Source organism: Hymenobacter sp. BRD67 (assembly GCF_013256425.1).
In the GTDB taxonomy this organism is placed as follows: Bacteria; Bacteroidota; Bacteroidia; order Cytophagales; family Hymenobacteraceae; genus Hymenobacter.
The window spans coordinates 4,058,395-4,075,139 of record NZ_CP053904.1 but is presented as its reverse complement, the minus strand read 5'-3'; the positions used below and the strand labels follow the sequence as shown (position 1 = coordinate 4,075,139).

17 protein-coding genes are annotated in these 16,745 nt (G+C 58.7%); 6 read left to right on the top strand and 11 right to left on the bottom strand.

The window, feature by feature from the left end; translation table 11 throughout:
* Positions 1 to 3 precede the first annotated feature (3 nt).
* Entirely contained in the window at positions 4 to 432 is a 429-nt protein-coding gene (locus tag GKZ67_RS19065) for a hypothetical protein (protein ID WP_173245617.1), read from the top strand.
* A 10-nt stretch (positions 433 to 442) separates the two neighbouring features.
* Here the strand turns inward: GKZ67_RS19065 and GKZ67_RS19060 are convergent, their stop codons facing one another.
* Together GKZ67_RS19060 and GKZ67_RS19055 are read right to left on the bottom strand one after the other, a co-directional pair.
* The gene (locus GKZ67_RS19060) at positions 443 to 1,147 is read right to left on the bottom strand and encodes a TerC family protein (protein WP_173247019.1); all 705 of its coding nucleotides are present in this window, start codon (positions 1,145 to 1,147) and stop codon (positions 443 to 445) included.
* Between the two features lie 221 nt (positions 1,148 to 1,368).
* Positions 1,369 to 1,860, bottom strand: a complete 492-nt coding sequence (locus GKZ67_RS19055; RefSeq protein ID WP_173245614.1) for a YajQ family cyclic di-GMP-binding protein — start codon at positions 1,858 to 1,860, stop codon at positions 1,369 to 1,371.
* Between the two features lie 198 nt (positions 1,861 to 2,058).
* Here GKZ67_RS19055 and GKZ67_RS19050 point away from each other — a divergent pair, with 198 nt between their 5' ends.
* Positions 2,059 to 2,517: a PaaI family thioesterase gene (locus GKZ67_RS19050; protein WP_173245611.1), complete on the top strand. Its 459-nt coding sequence runs from the start codon at positions 2,059 to 2,061 to the stop codon at positions 2,515 to 2,517.
* Positions 2,518 to 2,598: 81 nt separating this feature from the next.
* On the opposite strand, the gene GKZ67_RS19045 is transcribed toward GKZ67_RS19050, so the two are convergent.
* From GKZ67_RS19045 to GKZ67_RS19035, 3 genes are all read right to left on the bottom strand, one after another.
* Complete coding sequence (locus GKZ67_RS19045) at positions 2,599 to 3,678, bottom strand: NYN domain-containing protein (RefSeq protein WP_173245607.1); 1,080 nt, start codon at positions 3,676 to 3,678, stop codon at positions 2,599 to 2,601.
* Positions 3,679 to 3,908: 230 nt separating this feature from the next.
* Positions 3,909 to 4,649 carry a metal-dependent hydrolase gene (locus tag GKZ67_RS19040; protein ID WP_173245604.1) on the bottom strand — a complete coding sequence of 247 codons (741 nt, stop codon included), beginning with the start codon at positions 4,647 to 4,649 and terminating at the stop codon, positions 3,909 to 3,911.
* A gap of 4 nt (positions 4,650 to 4,653) precedes the next feature.
* Positions 4,654 to 4,968, bottom strand: coding sequence for a hypothetical protein (locus GKZ67_RS19035; RefSeq protein WP_173245601.1), 315 nt, complete (start codon positions 4,966 to 4,968; stop codon positions 4,654 to 4,656).
* Between the two features lie 232 nt (positions 4,969 to 5,200).
* On the opposite strand from GKZ67_RS19035, the gene mfd reads away from it, so the two are divergent.
* Together mfd and GKZ67_RS19025 are read left to right on the top strand one after the other, a co-directional pair.
* Positions 5,201 to 8,677 (top strand): transcription-repair coupling factor, encoded by a 3,477-nt coding sequence (gene mfd / locus GKZ67_RS19030; protein WP_173245598.1) that lies wholly within the window; start codon positions 5,201 to 5,203, stop codon positions 8,675 to 8,677.
* 31 nt (positions 8,678 to 8,708) lie between these two features.
* Complete coding sequence (locus GKZ67_RS19025; protein WP_173245595.1) at positions 8,709 to 9,239, top strand: hypothetical protein; 531 nt, start codon at positions 8,709 to 8,711, stop codon at positions 9,237 to 9,239.
* 90 nt (positions 9,240 to 9,329) lie between these two features.
* On the opposite strand, the gene GKZ67_RS19020 is transcribed toward GKZ67_RS19025, so the two are convergent.
* The 4 genes from GKZ67_RS19020 to GKZ67_RS19005 all read right to left on the bottom strand — a co-directional run bounded on the left by GKZ67_RS19020 (position 9,330) and on the right by GKZ67_RS19005 (position 12,761).
* Complete coding sequence (locus tag GKZ67_RS19020; RefSeq protein ID WP_173245592.1) at positions 9,330 to 9,785, bottom strand: hypothetical protein; 456 nt, start codon at positions 9,783 to 9,785, stop codon at positions 9,330 to 9,332.
* Entirely contained in the window at positions 9,782 to 11,365 is a 1,584-nt protein-coding gene (locus GKZ67_RS19015; RefSeq protein ID WP_173245589.1) for a hypothetical protein, read from the bottom strand. Before GKZ67_RS19015 ends, GKZ67_RS19020 begins: the two co-directional genes overlap by 4 nt.
* Positions 11,275 to 11,826 (bottom strand): hypothetical protein, encoded by a 552-nt coding sequence (locus GKZ67_RS19010; RefSeq protein WP_173245585.1) that lies wholly within the window; start codon positions 11,824 to 11,826, stop codon positions 11,275 to 11,277. Before GKZ67_RS19010 ends, GKZ67_RS19015 begins: the two co-directional genes overlap by 91 nt.
* Before the next feature lie 215 nt (positions 11,827 to 12,041).
* Positions 12,042 to 12,761, bottom strand: a complete 720-nt coding sequence (locus GKZ67_RS19005; RefSeq protein ID WP_173245582.1) for a DsbA family oxidoreductase — start codon at positions 12,759 to 12,761, stop codon at positions 12,042 to 12,044.
* Positions 12,762 to 12,947: 186 nt separating this feature from the next.
* Here GKZ67_RS19005 and GKZ67_RS19000 point away from each other — a divergent pair, with 186 nt between their 5' ends.
* Positions 12,948 to 13,940, top strand: a complete 993-nt coding sequence (locus tag GKZ67_RS19000) for an aldo/keto reductase (RefSeq protein ID WP_173245579.1) — start codon at positions 12,948 to 12,950, stop codon at positions 13,938 to 13,940.
* Between the two features lie 191 nt (positions 13,941 to 14,131).
* Positions 14,132 to 14,617: a YdeI/OmpD-associated family protein gene (locus GKZ67_RS18995; RefSeq protein WP_173245576.1), complete on the top strand. Its 486-nt coding sequence runs from the start codon at positions 14,132 to 14,134 to the stop codon at positions 14,615 to 14,617.
* Here the strand turns inward: GKZ67_RS18995 and GKZ67_RS18990 are convergent.
* Positions 14,614 to 15,642 carry a T9SS type A sorting domain-containing protein gene (locus GKZ67_RS18990; protein WP_173245573.1) on the bottom strand — a complete coding sequence of 343 codons (1,029 nt, stop codon included), beginning with the start codon at positions 15,640 to 15,642 and terminating at the stop codon, positions 14,614 to 14,616. The genes GKZ67_RS18995 and GKZ67_RS18990 overlap by 4 nt on opposite strands.
* 115 nt (positions 15,643 to 15,757) lie before the next feature.
* Positions 15,758 to 16,186: a hypothetical protein gene (locus tag GKZ67_RS18985; protein WP_173245570.1), complete on the bottom strand. Its 429-nt coding sequence runs from the start codon at positions 16,184 to 16,186 to the stop codon at positions 15,758 to 15,760.
* Positions 16,187 to 16,745 lie beyond the last annotated feature (559 nt).

Sequence of the window (16,745 nt, the reverse complement as noted above, 5' to 3'; positions counted from 1 at the left end):
CCCATGTCTGCTCCTACTCCCTTTACGCGGCCCGACGCGGCGCTGCTGGCCCTGCGCCCCGCCATTACCGGCCAGCCGGCCGCTATTCCTACCCCGGCCACGGTGGCCGATTTTCAGCAGCAGGTGCTGCGGCCCCTCCTAAAGCTTCAGCAGCCGGTGCTGCTGGCCGCCGTGGCCGATGTAGCCCTCGACTACCGCCTGCCCCTGGCTACGGCCAATGCCACCGAGGCCAGCCGCCTGCTCGGCGAGCTATTGGCTAGGCACACGCGCCTGCGGGCCGGTATCATTGGTTTGGTAACGGGCCAGCTAACGCTGGCCGAGCTGGCGTTTTATCGCCGGCACCGCAACGAGCTAAACCGCCGGCTGCTCGACCTCGCCCAGCAGCGCGTGCTCAGCAGCGTGCCCGAGCTGCTGCGCTGCCTTTCCGAATAAGGCAGCCGCCCTAGTCGTAGGGTGAATCGCGGAGCGATACCGGCTTGGCTTTACGGCGCAGCCGCATATTCAGCAGCTCTACCACGAAGGAAAAGGCCATAGCAAAATAGAGATAGCCTTTCTCCACTTCTTTGTGGGCCGCCTCCATTACCAGCATAAAGCCAATCATAATGAGAAAGGACAGCGCCAGCATCTTGATGGTCGGGTTGCGGTTGACAAAGTTGGCCACTGCCCCGCTAAAGGCCAGCATAATACCCATGGCGCAGATAACGGCGGCTATCATCACCAGCACATTATCTACCAGCCCCACGGCCGTCAGGATAGAGTCGAAGCTGAATACGATATCAATAATGATGATTTGCAGGATGATGGCCGGTAGCCTGGCGTGTGCAGCACTCGCATGCGCCTCCTCTTCCTCGCCCTGAAGCTTGGTGTGTATCTCGGTGGTGCTTTTGTACATCAGAAATAAGCCTCCGGCTAGCAAAATCAGGTCGCGGCCGCTCACGCCAAAGTTCTCAACCAGCGGCGGCAGGTTGAGGGTGAATAGCGCCGAGCGCAGGCTCACAATCCAGGAGATACTCATTAGCAGCCCGATGCGGAACACCAGCGCCAGCAGCAAGCCAATGGTGCGGCCCCGCTCCTGCTCACCCGGTGCCAGGCGATTAACAGTAATGGATATAAAGATAATATTATCTATACCCAATACAATCTCCATTAGCGTGAGCGTGAGCAGGCTAACCCAGGTTTGAAGCTGTGAGAAGGCGGCAAAGTGCTCGGAGGAAAAGGCAGCGAAAGGTGACAAATTTTCTAACCAGGGAAAATAGGACGGATGTGAGCTACATAAAAAGATAACAAGACGAAAATCACCTGCCCGGCTCAACTGCCAACGCCTGTTTTTCGGTTGTTTACCGCATCTGATTCAACGCGGCAGCACGGCTACGACTTCATATTAACAAACTGCAGCGGCTGGCCATTGTCGGTGCGGCGCAGCAGGGCAATAACGGCCTGCAAGTCATCTATCTTCTTGGCCGTTACGCGAATCTGGTCGTCCTGCATCTGAGCTTCTACCTTTATTTTGCTATCCTTGATAGTTTTAATAATCTTGCGGCCGGCATCTTTATCGACCCCGGCGCGCACCTTAATGGTTTTCTTGATGAGGGCGCCGCTGGGTTGCTCTTCGGCCGTGAAATCGAGCGCCGTGCCGTCGATACCCTGCTTCACGATGCGGGTAAGCAGAATATCCTCCAGGGCCTTGATACGCATGGAGTTTTCGGAGCTGAGCTGAATGGTACTCCCTTTTTTGTCGAGCTCCATGCCACCCTTGGTATCGCGCAGGTCGTAACGGGTAGCCAGCTCCTTTTTAGCGGTATTTACCGCGTTTTCCAGCGTTTGCGAATCTACTTTGCTGACGATGTCGAAGGAAGGCATGATTATCTGAAATAGAAGGTGAAAACAGCCGCTCAGGAGGCTGGCAAACCAGGTAATACCAGCTACTGCCCGCCAATTTAAGCCAGGCAAAGGTAGCGGCCGACCAGCGGCGGCGTTAGCTTGCAGGCAGGCGGCCGTTTAAGTAAGGTCTAATCCTGCCCTTTACTGGCTGTTTCGTATACTCTTTACCTCCCACCAATGCCTTCCCAACCCACCGACTGGCCTGACCTAGTAGCCCATTACAATCGAATCAACCTATATGGCCAGGCCAATGGCATGGAGCTTACCGTGCCGGCACCTGGCCAGGCCGAGTACCGCATGCGCATTCAGGAGGCGCATTTATCATCGCCGGGCACGGCGCACGGCGGCGTCCTGGCCGGGCTTATGGATGCGGTGCTGGGCGCGGCAGCGCTTACGCAGGCCTTTACTGCCGGCGACCTCGTATCGACGGTGGAGTTTAAAATCAACTACCTGCGCCCGGTACACCTCGGCGACGAGCTGCGGGCCGTGGCGCAGGTGCAGCACGCCGGCAAGTCTATTGTGGTAGTAAGCGGCACCATTTATCGCCAAGCCGACCCTGCCGACACCCGCCCCCTCGCCGTGGCGCAGGGCATGGGCACCTTCAACCGCTACCCCGCCACCAAGCGGCAGCTCTAACCGGGCGCTCACCAAAAGCAGCAAGGGAAATGGCCGCCGGACGGCGGCCATTTCCCTTGCTGCTTTTGTGCGTGGGTAGTCTTACAGCTCCGCGCCTACCGACTGCGGTACGGCGGTGGTCTCGTAGTCACCCTCCTCGTCGCCGACCATGTTGGGAGCGGCAACTTTGCGTACGTTGCGGGCGCAATCTTCATCACGGTGGTTGCGACCCACGGTAAACTCTACCCAATCGCCTTCGCGCAGGTCGTTGAAGTCGCCTTCTGATAAATCTGCGTAGCTGAAAAACAAGTTGTTAGGGGGCATTACGACGAATCCGAAGCCATTTTTCAGATTCTTAATAGTGCTGATGCCGATGGTGCCGACCGGGCCGGCCGCCGTGGGGCCGGTGGGGCGCACGGCCCGGCTTGCAGCAGCGGCGGCTGCCGTGGTTGCGGCCGCCGCAAACCCATTGGTGCTGCCATTGGTGGCTGCGGGGGTCGGCAGGGTAGCAAACGCGGCCGGCTCGCTCTGCGTCACAAACATATTCTCCACTACTTCATCCTGCTCCTGCAAGCCGCGGTCGATAACGGCGTGCATGGCTACCGGGTAGGTGGCCTGCTCAAGCAGGTGCTGCGAGGCGCGGGTTACGCGGGTTTCCCCCTTGAAATCCTCATACTTGAAATCCCAGTTGAGCAGCATCACGCGGGTACCCACCGTGTTGAGCTTACGAATCAGGGGTACGTAATCGGAGTCGCCGGCAATGAGCACGACCACATCGAGGGTCTTGTGCAGCGCCATTTCAAGAGCTTCGAGGCTGAGCCACACGTCGATGCCCTTTTCCTGCAGGCGGCCGTCGCGGGTTTTGAGGGGCATGTAGTGCGTGCACACGCCCAGGTTCATCAGAATATCGTCGAGCAGGCGGTCGTGAAAGAGCCGGTCTTTATCGCGCGCCTCAGTAGCCGATAGCCGGCCCCGGAAAAAATGGGAAGTGGTAATCTGAGCCAGGCGTACATCAACATCTTCTTCCTCAGCTACCTGATGCCGGATAAACTCGTGCAGGCCTTCGAGGCTGATACGGGCCTTGCGCTCGTGCTGAAAATAATAATAATCGCTTATTTTAAGGAAATAATTGCCGTCGTAGAAAACGCCGACCCGGATGAGCGGACTATTCATCTGGTTCATAAAAACTGGTAAGTTGGTGGGGGTAAAATTTTGAGAATGGGTAGCAGTTGGAATAAAGCCTGCCGAATAACAGCCCGGCAGGCTAACACATTAAAAAACAATGAATAACGGGGGGCACAGCGATAAATTACCGCCCTAGTATGGCTTAGGCAGGATACTTTTTCCGCCACCATGCCATTCGCTCCGACGCGAAGCTAAGGCACAACAGCAACATACACAAGTTATTCATTTCAAAACCCTACCCGCCCAATCACGAGGCCCAGCACCAGCAGTCCGTAGCCCAGGCAGATGGCCGCTTCCAACACATTGCCGGTCTTGGTGCCGGTGCTGAGCACGGGTATTTTGAAGCTGAAATCGGTCAGCGGCATCAGCCAGCGCACCCCCGATTTGGTAAGTGAGTCGGCCAGCAGGTGCGAGGCGTAGCCCGCCCCGGCGTAGTAGGCCACGCCATGCCAGCCCAGCGCCTGGTTGGCCAGGTAGCCGATATACGTCCAGAATGCGGTGGCCCAGAGGGTGTGCGTCCAAGTGCGGTGCGAGGTGAAAGGAGCCAGCGAGATAAACGTACCCAGCAGACTCAGCCACAGAAACTGCGCGTAGAGGCCCGCCAGCACCGTACCCAGGCCCGTAAACAGCAGCGCCAGCTTACGGGCCGAGCCGCCCTGCAGGCCAATGCCCAGCAGCCCGAAGGCCAGCGCGGCCACGTAGCTCAGGCGCTGGTCGGGACCCGGCCGCAGCATAAAGTAGGCATAGGCGGCTAGGCCCAGCGCTGCCGCGCCAAAGGCCCAGCGCACGTAGCCGTGCACAAAGCCCAGGCGTTGGCTCAACCGGCTTTCGGGGTGGTCGAGGTCGGGGGCGAGAGCCGAGAAGCCGGCCAGCGCGATGCCGGGCAGCGAAAACGGAATGCCGCGCACAAGGCCGGCTACCGCCACGCCCGTGATGAGGCCAATGGCCAGGTGAGCAGAACCGCGCAAGGAATTAAATGGAAGGGTTTTCGAGCGTACTCAACCGACCTTCGTGGCTTTTGATTTTGTCATCTTGCTCAAGCAAGCGATTAAGAAAAGGCTCCAATGCCCGCATTACCGACATGCCAATCTGCTCCGGCATTGCCCGCATGTCCTCGCGCATGCCGCTCATTTCGGTACGCATGCCTTCGCGCATGCCACCTATTTCGGTACGCATGTCCTTGCGCATGCCCGCCATTTCAGCTCGCATATCTCTAAGCTCCGAGCGTACTTCGTGCATCTCAATAATCAATTCAGCTACTACTTCGGGCAGGTCGCGCGGATTCATAAAATAACTTACTAAAATTATTGGGCTAAGTTACGGCGGAAACTTTCGGAGCTTTGCAGCGGTATTGTCTGAGCGCTTAGCCCGACCGGAATCACTCCCGGCCGGGCTGACCGTTTTTAATAAATATGCAAATTTAAAAAGGTGAAAAATGTGGATATTCTGGGGAATGAGCAAGGCTACAGTAGCCATTTACTCATGTCCGCATTCGCCACGTTGTACACATTAAATTCCTGTGCAAGTAGCTGATTTTCTTCGTCTTTATCGCCTCGATGCCGAGCTGCAAACCCTGAGTGCCCGCCTGCACGGCGCGGCTAAGCCTGCCGACCCCATGCGCCCGGCCGATGATGCGGCGCGGGGCGGGGAGCTGCGGGTGCAGCTGCGCGGCCTGGTAGGCTCGCTGGATGCCGTAGTAGCGGCAGCCAGCGCCCATTATGCGCACCCCAATATATTCATTCTGCACGATAAAGACGAGGCGGCGCTCTTCATGGCCGACCTGCGCCACCTGCTGCCCGACGGGCCGGAGGCACTGCTTTTTCCCAGCTCGTATAAGCGGCCGTATGAGTTTGACGAGACGGAGAATGCCAATGTATTGATGCGCGCTGAGGTGCTTAACCAGCTCAATGCCAGCCGGCAGGCCAGCGTAGCAACCCTGGGGACGGCTCCGCTCATCGTTACGTATCCCGAGGCGCTGAGCGAGAAGGTGATTAACCGCCAGAGCCTGGTGCAGAACACGTTTTCGGCCAAAGTAGGCGACAAGCTCGACGTGAATTTTCTGGGCGAATTGCTGGGGCAGTACGACTTCGAGAAGAGTGATTTTGTGTACGAGGCCGGGCAATACGCCGTGCGCGGCGGTATCGTGGATGTATTCAGCTACGCCAATGAGCTGCCGTACCGCTTAGAGCTGTTTGGCGATGAGATTGAGAGCATTCGAACCTTCAATCCGGAAACGCAGCTTTCGGTAGAGCCGCGCCCCAGCGTCAGCATTATCCCGAACGTGCAAACCAAGCTGCTGCAGGAGCGGCGCGAGTCGTTTCTGGAGTTTTTGCCACGCACCAGCTGCCTGTGGGTGAAGGACCTGCGCCAGACGCTGGACGTGGTAACGGAGCTGTATGACAAGGCCGAAAGCAACTTTAAAAAAGTGCTGGACGAGGCCGGCGGCATGCAGATTGTATCCAAGCCGGCCGACTTATTTGAGAACGGCAAGAGCCTGAAAAAATGCCTCGATGAGTTTGCCATTGTGGAGTTTGGCAAGCGGTTTTACTTCAAAAACAGTCAGGAATTTCAGTTTACGGCCAAGCCGCAGCCAAGCTTTCACAAGGATTTTGACCGCCTGCTGAAGAACATTCGGGAGAATAAGGTGCGGTACTTTACCACCATCATCGCCGCCGACTCGGTGCGGCAGGCCGACCGGCTCCGCACGATTTTCGACGAGCTGGACCCCAACGTGCAGTTTCAGCATCTGCTCATTGCCCTGCGCGAAGGCTATATTGACGAACAGCTCGGGCTGGCCGTATATACTGACCACCAGCTATTTGAGCGCTACTACCGGGCGCAGGAAACGCGCAAGTTTTCGAAGAAGAAGGCCCTGACGCTGCGCGAGCTAAAGACCTTGCAGCCCGGCGACTACGTGACGCACCAGGACTACGGCATTGCCCGCTTTGCGGGGCTGACGCAGGTTGAGATAAACGGGCACGTGCAGGAGGCCATCCGACTGGTGTACCGCGACGATGACGTGCTGACGGTGAGCATTCACGCCCTGCACAAGATTGCGAAGTACAGTGGCGCGGAAGGCTCGCCGCCCACCATGAGCAAGCTCGGCTCGGCGGAGTGGGAGAACAAGAAAAAATCGGTCAAGAAGAAAGTAAAGGATATCGCGGCCGACCTTATCCGGCTGTATGCCAAGCGCAAGAGTGCGCCGGGCTTTGCCTTTTCCAAGGATGGCTTTATGCAGGCCGAACTGGAATCGTCGTTCATCTACGAAGACACGCCTGACCAGGCCAAGGCCACGGAGGACGTGAAGAACGACATGCAGCAGCCCCACCCCATGGACCGGCTGGTGTGCGGCGACGTGGGCTTTGGCAAGACGGAAGTGGCCATTCGGGCGGCCTTCAAGGCGGCAGCCGATGGCAAGCAGGTGGCGGTGCTGGTGCCAACTACTATCCTGGCCATGCAGCACTACAAAACCTTTCGGGACCGGCTGGCCAACCTGCCGGTGACGGTGGAGTACATCAACCGGTTTAAATCGCCGAAGCAGGTGAAGGAAACGATGGAGCGCGTGGCGGCCGGCCGCACCGATATTCTTATTGGCACGCATGCACTCACCAATAAGAAGCTTCAATTCAAGGATTTAGGCCTGCTTATCATTGACGAGGAGCAAAAATTCGGGGTCAAGACCAAAGACAAGCTCAAGGAGATAAAGGTGAACGTGGACACCCTCACGCTATCGGCCACGCCGATACCTCGCACTTTGCACTTTTCGTTGATGGGTGCCCGCGACCTGAGTGTAATTGCCACCCCGCCGCCCAACCGCCAGCCGGTGCAGACCGAGCTGCACGTATTTGACGAAACCATTATCCGCGACGCCATTGCGCGGGAGCTGAAACGCGGCGGGCAGGCATTTTTTGTACACAACCGGGTGAGCGATATTGAGGAGATGGCGGCCATGATACTGCGCCTCGTGCCCAATGCCCACGTCACGTTTGCCCACGGGCAGATGGACGGCGACCAGCTCGAAAAGCGTATGATGAAGTTTGTGGAGGGCGAGTACGATGTATTGGTTTCGACGAATATTATTGAGAGCGGGCTGGACATTCCGAACGCTAACACCATCATTATCAACCGGGCGCATCTCACCGGGCTGAGCGACCTGCACCAGATGCGCGGCCGGGTGGGCCGCTCGAACCGCAAGGCATATTGCTACCTCCTGACGCCGCCAGTGGCCAACCTGCCGGCTGATGCCCGCAAGCGCCTGAACACGCTGGAAGAGTTTTCGGACCTCGGCGCGGGCTTCAACGTGGCCATGCGCGACCTCGACATTCGGGGGGCGGGCAACCTGCTGGGCGGCGAGCAGTCGGGCTTCATCAACGACCTGGGCTACGAGGCCTACCACCAGGTACTCGACGAAGCAGTGCAGGAATTGAAGGAAACCGAGTTTAAAGACCTGTTTCTGGGCGAAGGCAGCACCAGCCAGCAGCGCCTGCAAATGGCCGCCGGGGCGCTGAATGGCCCCAGCGGCCCGCGCGATACCCAAATTGAAACCGACTTGCCGGTACTTATCCCCGACACCTACGTGAACAACGTATCGGAGCGCCTCCAGCTGTATGCCAAGCTCGACCGGGCCCAAAAGCCCGAGGAGCTGGCTAAGCTGGTGAGCAGCATGACCGACCGCTTTGGACCGCTGCCTGAACAGGTGCAGCAGCTTGTCGATATTGTGAAGCTGCGCTGGCAGGCAGGCAAGCTGGGCTTTGAGAAGCTGACGTTGAAGCGCGAAACCCTGCGTGCCTACCTGCCCGCCGGGCCGGGACACGAGGCTTACTTTCAGGGGGAAGGCTTTGGACGCCTGCTCAACTTTGTGCAGACTCACCCACGCACGGCCCGCATGAAAGACCAGAAAGACAAGCTCCAGCTAACCATCGATGGCATCCGCAACGTGGGCATGGCCCACCAGCTGTTGGTAGAGCTGGGAGCCGATGAAGCTGTACTGGCTTAACAGCTATATATTCGCAAAAAACTTTGCCCCCATGGACGTCAACAAACGCTTCGACCAATTAGAAAGCTTCCTCGTGGACTTAGCCCGCAAGCAAGACCAGCTGCTTACTATAGTCAGTCAGCAGGGCGAGGTTATCCGTCAGCAGAGTGAAGCTATCCGTAAGCAGAGCGAGGCTATCGGTCAGCAGGGCGAGGCTATCGGTCAGCAAGGTGTGGTTATCGGCCGCATTGAGCGGCGGCTGGATAACATTGATGAGCAGATTGGTGATATCATCAACATCTTTAAAATTTCGGAGGCCCGCCATACGCAGACCGAGCAGCGGCAAGAAGCCATGCTAACCGAAATAAGGGAGCACGGCCGAGCCATTATTGAGCAGGGTGTGGCTCTGAAAGAACACGGGCGCCGGCTGGATGATACCCTGAATGTACAGCTGCAAATGCTTCAGCTCATGCGTGCCGGCAATGACAAAGCCGATGACCTGGCCCGTCGCCTGGCTCCTTTGGAAGACCAGGAGCCGCGCCTCAAGCGTTTGGAAGACGAGGTTTTTCGAGCCGCCAGCTAGCGGCTGCATTGCGCTCGGTAAATGCGAGGCCGGCTACTATACTCCCCCTGCGAGTATAGTAGCCGGCCTTTTTCGCTGATTTGAACTCTCTTACCTGCCTTTGGGAGCAACGTAGATAGTGCTGGAGCCCCGGCTGGGGTCGCCATTCAGGCTGATGCCTTCGACGCTGATTTGGTAGTTGCCGCTGCCATCGGCAGTGAAGAACGTAAACTCAGTCTTACCCAGGATGCTGGTCGTCATCTGCGGGTCCCAGTACAGGGTGAGGTGGCGCGGGTCGGAAGCAGGGGCATTCAGTACGGGCGCACCGTAGCGCGGCTGATAGAACTCCCTGGCCTGATAAAAACCAGGAAGGCGCACCGTGATAATGCCGGGACTAGGGGTATTTGCGTCGTCCCCTTTGTAATTTTTGTCACCGCGCTTGGTGTATACCGCAATTACGCCGCCCGAGCCACCTCCAAAAATGGCCGCCTCGGGGCCTTTAAACACCTCTACCGCCTCTACCTGGTTAGAGGGAATAGTGTTGATTACATCATCGTCTACCTTCATGCCATCGAGCAAAAACAGGGGCGTGCCGCTGCCCGAATCTGAACGGTTACATCGGGCGGATTACCCGTGACTGTAAGGCCGGCCACCCGGCCCTGGAGCAGCTGAAAAATAGACAAGCCTGATTGCGCGGCGGGCATACTAGCAAAGTCTATTATCGTATTGGCCACAACGCCGGGGTAGAGGCGGCGGGGGTCGTCGGGCGGCACCAGGGCTTTTTTGCCGGTTACGGCTACGTTGCCCAGCTGCACATTGCGAATGTCGCCTTCGGGGCGGCCCTGGCGCTCCTGCACCTGCTGCTGGCGGCTACGGTGCAGGTAGTCGGCCACACCCGGCGGAGCTGCCGACACGGGTGGCAGCGGCGGCAAGGGCGCCCCAAAAGTAGGAGGACCCAGGTCGGGACGAATGATTACATTGCTGCCGCCGCCGATGCGCCGTGCCTGCAACGTCACCACCGAAGTGTCTTTACCCGAAAAGCCCGTGAAACGAAAGCGGCCATCGGCATCGGTGCTGGCCGTAAGGACGCTACGAGTAGGCCGTGCCTGAATAAAGGTGAGCTGACTATTTGCAATGCCTTTCTGGCCCATACCGGTAACCTGCCCGGCCAGGGTCAGACTCTGCTCTACTCCGTACGGCAGAGCGGGCGGGGTGCCACTCAGTACTTCCTTCCACACGTAGCGCCGCCAGCCCTGAGTAAGCAGCAGGTCGTCGAGGGCACGGGTAACCTCGGGCGTAGCAGTCTGAAAGTAATAGCCAGGGTTTTCGACGTAGCCGGCCAGGTCGGAGGTCAGCAGCAGGTTGGTGGCTACCGTACCGGCGTCGGGGTCGAGGCCGGCCGCGCCGGCCTCCGCTACCGTCACCGACAAGTTGGTAGCTATCGGCTGGCCCGCGGCATCACTCACCTGCACTTTCACGTGCACGGGGTCGTGCGGAGCATACGAAGCCTTATCGGGCGTAAGCACTACGCGCAGCGCCGGCGGCCCGTTCAGGATAAACGCCAGCCGCTCGGCCTGCGCGGTGCGCTGGGCATCAAACAGGGTAATATGCAGAATGCCATTTGGGTAGCGCGCCTTGGCCAGCTTCCAGCTTACGGGCGTACCGTCATCGGTAATGGGCCGGGGCACCAGCCCTACCAGGTAGCCCCGCACTTCGGTAAGCAGCATCACCGGGCCGGGCACCGGGGCACCGGGCACTCCGCGGTAGCGGGCCTCCACGGTATAGCTATCGCCGGCGTCGAGCACGCGCAGGCTATAGCCGGTGGCCTGCACGGCAGGCAGCGGGTAATCGGCGCTGCTGCCATCGGCCAGCTTTACGCGGGCATGGTAATGCTGGCCAGCCGCGGGCGTAAAGCTCAGGCGCCCCATGCCCGCGTGCTGGCTGCTGAAGGCAGCCAGCACCGGCTTGTTCTGCTCATCGAGCACCTGGCCGCTGATGACCGCGCCCCGGCCGCTGGGTGCCTGCGCCTTAAAGCCCACCGTAGCCGGCAGGCCGGCTACCAGGCTCCCGCCTTCCGGGAAAAACTGCACATCGACCTTACCAGCGGCGGTAGCGGCGTGAGTGGAAGACTTGGCCGAGTTGGCCACGCCCCGGTTTCTTCGGGCTGATTGGGGGCAGCCGGCCACACCTGCAGGCGACGCTCGTAGATATACTCCGAGTGCCCGACATTGCGCATCCAGTTGGTGTAAGCCCGCAGCAGGTAGGTACCGGCTTGCAGCGTGTCGCTGATATCGAGGTCGCCATAGGCGCGCCCACCCGCCAGCCGCAGGGTGCGGCGCACTACCACCCGGCGCTCGGGCGAGAGCAGGTCTACGTGCAGCACCCGGCTCAGGGTATCGGGGTGGTGGCGGAGGGCATCTACTACATAGGCACTAAACCAGATGGTTTCGCCGGTGCCATAGGCCGGGCGGTCGAGGTGCAGGTATACCTTTTCGGGCCGCGTGAGGGCATAATACTCACTTAGCTTTTCTGCAATTACCTGAATAGGGTTACCATCAGCGGGGCTGCGAAAGGCCGCTAATGCCAGCAGGCCGGCCACGGCGGGCAAGGCCAAAACACCTAACGCTTTACTGGTGTAATAGTTACCTTTCAAGTTATTCATCTGTTCGCAAGAGCCCTTGGCATACTTTAGTAATTTGGCCGGCCTCCTCTTCACAAGCCTACGCCCGGCCGGGTGGCGAAAGTATGAAGAGAAAAAGCATGAATCCGGAAAGCGCAGAGTGGAGCTAACGGCTGGTTAGCTCTACTCTGCGCTTTCCGGATTCATGGTCTTCGTCGCCCTCGGCTAGTCGCAGCCTTCGGGCCACAGGCAGGGCCATTGGCCAGTACCACGGGCTGGGCTTTGGGGTGCGCTTCCTGCCACACGGTGTCCAGCACCTGGGCAAATACCTCGCTGGGCTGCGCGCCCGATACGGCGTACTTATCCTCAAATACAAAGAATGGCACACCGCGCACCTGAATCTGCTGGGCTTCGTACTCGTCGCGGCGTACGGCCTCGGCATAGGTACCGGCTAGTAACGCCTGGCGCACCGCCTCGGCATCGAGGCCGATTTCAGCCGCCAGGTTCGTGAGCGTATCTACCGAGTTCAGGTCACGGCCTTCGAGGTAATAAGCGGCAAACAAGCGCTCCTTGGTAGCATCCTGGCGGCCGTGCTGCGCCCCGAAGTGAATGAGCTGGTGGGCCAGAAACGTGTTGGCCGGAATGGCTTTATCGAATTGATAGTCAAGGCCTACCTCTTTGGCAGTCTGCGTCATATAGTTGTTCATACGGCGGCCTTCGGCCTCGGGCACGCCCTTCTTCTTGGCCAGCGAGGCGTGGATGCTTTCGCCGGGCACGGGCACAAAGTCGGGCGTCAGCTCGAAGCTTTTCCACTCAATTTGCACCTCGGCGCGGTGCGCAAACTCGCCCAGCGCCTTCTCAAACTTACGCTTGCCAATATAGCAAAATGGGCATACTACATCGGACCAGATTTCAACTTTCATAGAATTAAAAAGCAAAGGCAATGGATAGGCACGAAGCCGCAAGCCCGACAAAATGTTTGTTTTCCTGTCTGGCTAACGCGTGGGAGGCGGCCCTCGTTCAACCAGCCCCAGCCGGCCAAAGCGTAACCTTCGGCCAGGCAGCGGGGTTAAGGGTAGACGTTTTACGGCATTTAGTTTACGTAACTTATGGAATATCAGAAAGTAGGTAGCTCCGAGGTGCGCGTATCGCGCATCACCTTCGGCAGTTGGGCGGCGGGCGGCTGGATGTGGGGCGGCACCGAGCAAAACGACGCGGTAGGAGCTATTCATGCGGCCTACGACCTGGGCGTCACCAGCATCGACACAGCGCCCGTGTACGGCATGGGCCTGAGCGAGCAGATTGTGGGAGAGGCCATTAAGAGCCTGCCCCGCGACAAAGTGCAGGTGCTCAGCAAGTTTGGCATGCGCTGGGATTTGGCAAAAGGCGACTTCGCCATGAAAACCAAGGATAACAGCGGCCACGACCTCGACGTGTATAAGTATGCCAGCCGCGATAGCATCATCAAGGAATGTGAGGACAGCCTCCGCCGCCTGGGCACCGATTATATCGACCTTTACCAGCAGCACTGGCCCGACGTGACCACCCCTATCGCCGAAACGATGGAAGCCGTGCAGCGCCTTATCGAGCAGGGCAAGGTGCGGGCTGCGGGCGTCAGCAACTATTCGGTAGCTCAGATGCAGGAAGCCGAGCAGACGCTGGCGCTGGCTTCCAACCAAGTGCCTTATAGCATGTTGCGGCGCGATATCGAAAAAGACATCGTGCCTTACTGCCAGGAGCACAACAAAGCGATTTTGGTATATAGTCCGCTCCAGCTTGGTTTGCTGACGGGCAAAATCAAGCCTGGCCAGCATTTTGATGCCAGCGACCTGCGCAGCACCAACCGCCTTTTTAAGCCCGAAGCGGTAACGAAAGTCAACGGGTTTCTGCACAAAATCCGGCCCCTGGCCGAAACCAAAAACGCGACCCTGGGCCAGCTTGTGCTGCGCTGGACGCTGGCCCAGCCCGGCATAACGGTGGCACTGGTAGGCGCTCGCAACCCCGAGCAGGCTGTGCAAAATGCCAAGGCAATCGACGTGCATCTGAGCTTCGAGGAAATTGACTTTATCAACAAGCAGCTGGCGCAAGTGCAGCTGAGCTAAGCCGCGGCGGCTGATTACTAAGCTACTTTTGCCGGGATACCCATATTAGTTAGCTAGCGTGGTTTCGGAGTCGCTGCAAGGTAGCGCGGAGTTTTAGTTGGCGAGTTGCTATGCGGAGCACTCGCGGACTAATAACTCCGCGCTACCTGGCAGCCTTATACCGGTTCCGAAGCCGCTTTAACAGTCAGCTTATGCAGCCACTCGTTCGCTTTAGCGCCGTGCTCGAAGCTGGTGGGCCCAGCTTTATGCCAACGCAGCTGGTAGTGGTGCCGAAGGAAGCCTGGCAAGCCCTGGGTGGCAAGGCTGTTAAGCGAGTTATTGCTACCCTCAACGGCCATACCGAGCGGCTGGGCTTACTGCCGCTGGAAGGCGGCGGCCGCTACCTGCTGCTGCGCAAAGCGTTGTGCCAGCGGCTCGGGCTGCAGCTTGGCCAGCACATAGACTTAACACTATATCCTGACCCCAACCCCGACTATGTTGACCTGCCCGATGAGCTGGCCGAAGCCCTTGCTGCCTGGCCCGAGGCCGAGCTGGCGTTTTTGGCGCATACCGGCGCGATGCGCCGCGCCATGGCCCGCAAAGTAGCGGATGCCCGGCGCCCCGAAACCCGCGCCCGCTACGCCGTAGAGCTGGCCGGGCGGCTGGCCCGCGGGGGGCACCCGTTTCGGACGAGCTAATACTTTACCACACGCTGCACGCTGCAACCGGGTGCGGCAGCATTTATTTCGAGCAGGTAGCTACCCGCCGGCACCGCGCGCAGACTAAGCGGCTGCAGCTGGCCGCCCAGCAGGGTTTGGGCGAGCTGCACCTGGCCGGCCAGGCTCAGCAGGCGCACCGGGCAGGCAGCAGCAGGCAGCGAGCGCAGGTCGAGCGTCAGCAGCCCATCGGTAGGGTTAGGATACAGCTGCACGGGGGCCTGCTCGCGGCTCACGCTTACCACGGGCGAAAGCGTACTGTTGCCATCAAGGTCGAGCTGACGCAGGCGGTAGTAGCTGCGGCCGGGCAGCGGCTGCGCATCGAGGAAGGCGTAGCTGCTGGCAGTAGGCACCGTGCCCTGGCCGGCCACCTCACCAATGGCGGCAAAGCCTGCGCCGGTGGCGCTGCGCTCCAGCACAAACTTCTCATTGCCCAGCTCCGAGGCCGTAGTCCAGCGCAGCTGCACCTGGCCCTGGCGCAACTGCGCCGTAAAGCTGGTAAGCGTAACTGGCAGAGGTGCAGCACCGCAAAAGGTTACGTTGCTGCCGATAGTGCCCCCGCGCGAATCGAAGCCAGTGCTGGGCGCACCCGCATCGCAAAAGTTGAGGTAGCTGCCATCGGCCCCGAAGTTGCCGCTATTAACCGTGTAGTTCCCGGCACGGATAGTACTGCGGGGTAGCGCTGGCGGCCCGGTAATAGTGCCGCTGTTGGTAAAATTATTCGAAATAGTAAGCGCGCCCTGCTGCATTACCGTGCCTTGGTTTACAAAGTCGCCCGTGAGGTCGAACGTGCTGCCCGCCCCATTTTGCAGGGTCGAGCCAGCTGCGATGGCGCTCATGCCGCTACCCAGGCTCATGGTGCCATTGTTGACGAGCATCACTTTGCCGGCCAGGCCCAGGTAGCCAGCGAACGTGGTCGAAGCACCTGCCGCATTGGTAAAGGAGTTGGCCGAGCCGCCCGGAAAATTGAAGCCCTGCGTCCAGGTAGTGCTATTGCTGATAATCAAGGAGCCGGAGCCGCCGCCTACGCCACCGTTCCAGATGCCGGTGTTGTTGATGGTAATGGTAGGGCTGTTGCCCCCTCCTGCACCTGCGTGCTCCAGGTGCCGGCGTTGTTGACGGTCAGGTTGGCATTCGTGTTGAGGTAGCTATTCCAGGTAGCCCCCCCTTATTATTGATAGTGCCGCCCGGAATGGGCTGTAGCCCTGCCTGCCAGGTAGCGTAGTTGTTGATGACCGGTGCCACGGTTATTCCCGCGCCAATGTAGCCCGCCCAGGTAGCAGCGGCTACCACCGTGGCGCCACCATCGCTGCTCCCGTTATTGAGGGTAGCAGCGGCGCCCAGGCTGATGTTATTGGTTGATATAGTGCCCAGGTTGTTGATGATGACGCCCGCGCCGCCATTATTAACCTTGATGGTGCCGGTGATAGTCCCGCTGTTACAGATTACAATGCCACTCTTATTAATAGTGAGCTGCCCCGTATAGCTGGTGCCTGCCGCAATGCACACCGTTGCATTGGCGCTAGGGGTAAGGTTGGTTCCGTTGCTCACCGTAGTACTACAGGCGCACTGAGCCCAAACGCTTCTGTTTCCCACGCTTAGCCATACCAAGAGTAGCAGCCCAGTGCCTTGGGCCAGGCTTTTTTTCGTAAAAATTTTCATGCAGAAAAATAGAAAAAAATAAAGCCGGACACTAAACAAGCTAACCAGGTAGTTGCCAGCGAAAAACCCCTGTCTTAAAAATACTAAAGGTCTCTTGCTGCAGCAAGTACGCCCCCTGCCAAAGCACAGCTAATTGGCTACTAAAGAAGTTCTTTCTGTCTCAAAAAGCAGCCCTACTCATTGCGGAGGGCGTTTTTAACTTTAATAATTTTTTTTATCATTTATCTTATAAAGCCGCTCTTTTTCCCCAACTAATGACGCCAGGCTCTCTACCTCAGCAGTAAGGCGGGAAACCAAATGGGCAACATAATTTTGCACTTTACCAAATTTGGCCTGGTCATAAACTTAGCGAAAATATGAGCTGCAACGAGGCCTGGCAGTATCCTTGTCTGCGTGTTAGCCTCTCTGAATGGCCGCACCGGTAGTGGTAGCGCAGCCTCCTTTACCT

Bases quoted from the DNA above. Each gene is read 5' to 3' on its own strand.
- GKZ67_RS19045 (WP_173245607.1), bottom strand. From the start codon at position 3,678: ATGAACCAGATGAATAGTCCGCTCATCCGGGTCGGCGTTTTCTACGAC.
- GKZ67_RS18995 (WP_173245576.1), top strand. From the start codon at position 14,132: ATGCAGCCACTCGTTCGCTTTAGCGCCGTGCTCGAAGCTGGTGGGCCC.
- GKZ67_RS19005 (WP_173245582.1), bottom strand. From the start codon at position 12,761: ATGAAAGTTGAAATCTGGTCCGATGTAGTATGCCCATTTTGCTATATT.
- GKZ67_RS19035 (WP_173245601.1), bottom strand. From the start codon at position 4,968: ATGAATCCGCGCGACCTGCCCGAAGTAGTAGCTGAATTGATTATTGAG.
- GKZ67_RS19000 (WP_173245579.1), top strand. From the start codon at position 12,948: ATGGAATATCAGAAAGTAGGTAGCTCCGAGGTGCGCGTATCGCGCATC.
- GKZ67_RS19050 (WP_173245611.1), top strand. From the start codon at position 2,059: ATGCCTTCCCAACCCACCGACTGGCCTGACCTAGTAGCCCATTACAAT.
- GKZ67_RS19020 (WP_173245592.1), bottom strand. From the start codon at position 9,785: ATGAAGGTAGACGATGATGTAATCAACACTATTCCCTCTAACCAGGTA.
- GKZ67_RS19060 (WP_173247019.1), bottom strand. From the start codon at position 1,147: ATGGAGATTGTATTGGGTATAGATAATATTATCTTTATATCCATTACT.
- GKZ67_RS19055 (WP_173245614.1), bottom strand. From the start codon at position 1,860: ATGCCTTCCTTCGACATCGTCAGCAAAGTAGATTCGCAAACGCTGGAA.
- GKZ67_RS19065 (WP_173245617.1), top strand. From the start codon at position 4: ATGTCTGCTCCTACTCCCTTTACGCGGCCCGACGCGGCGCTGCTGGCC.
- GKZ67_RS19025 (WP_173245595.1), top strand. From the start codon at position 8,709: ATGGACGTCAACAAACGCTTCGACCAATTAGAAAGCTTCCTCGTGGAC.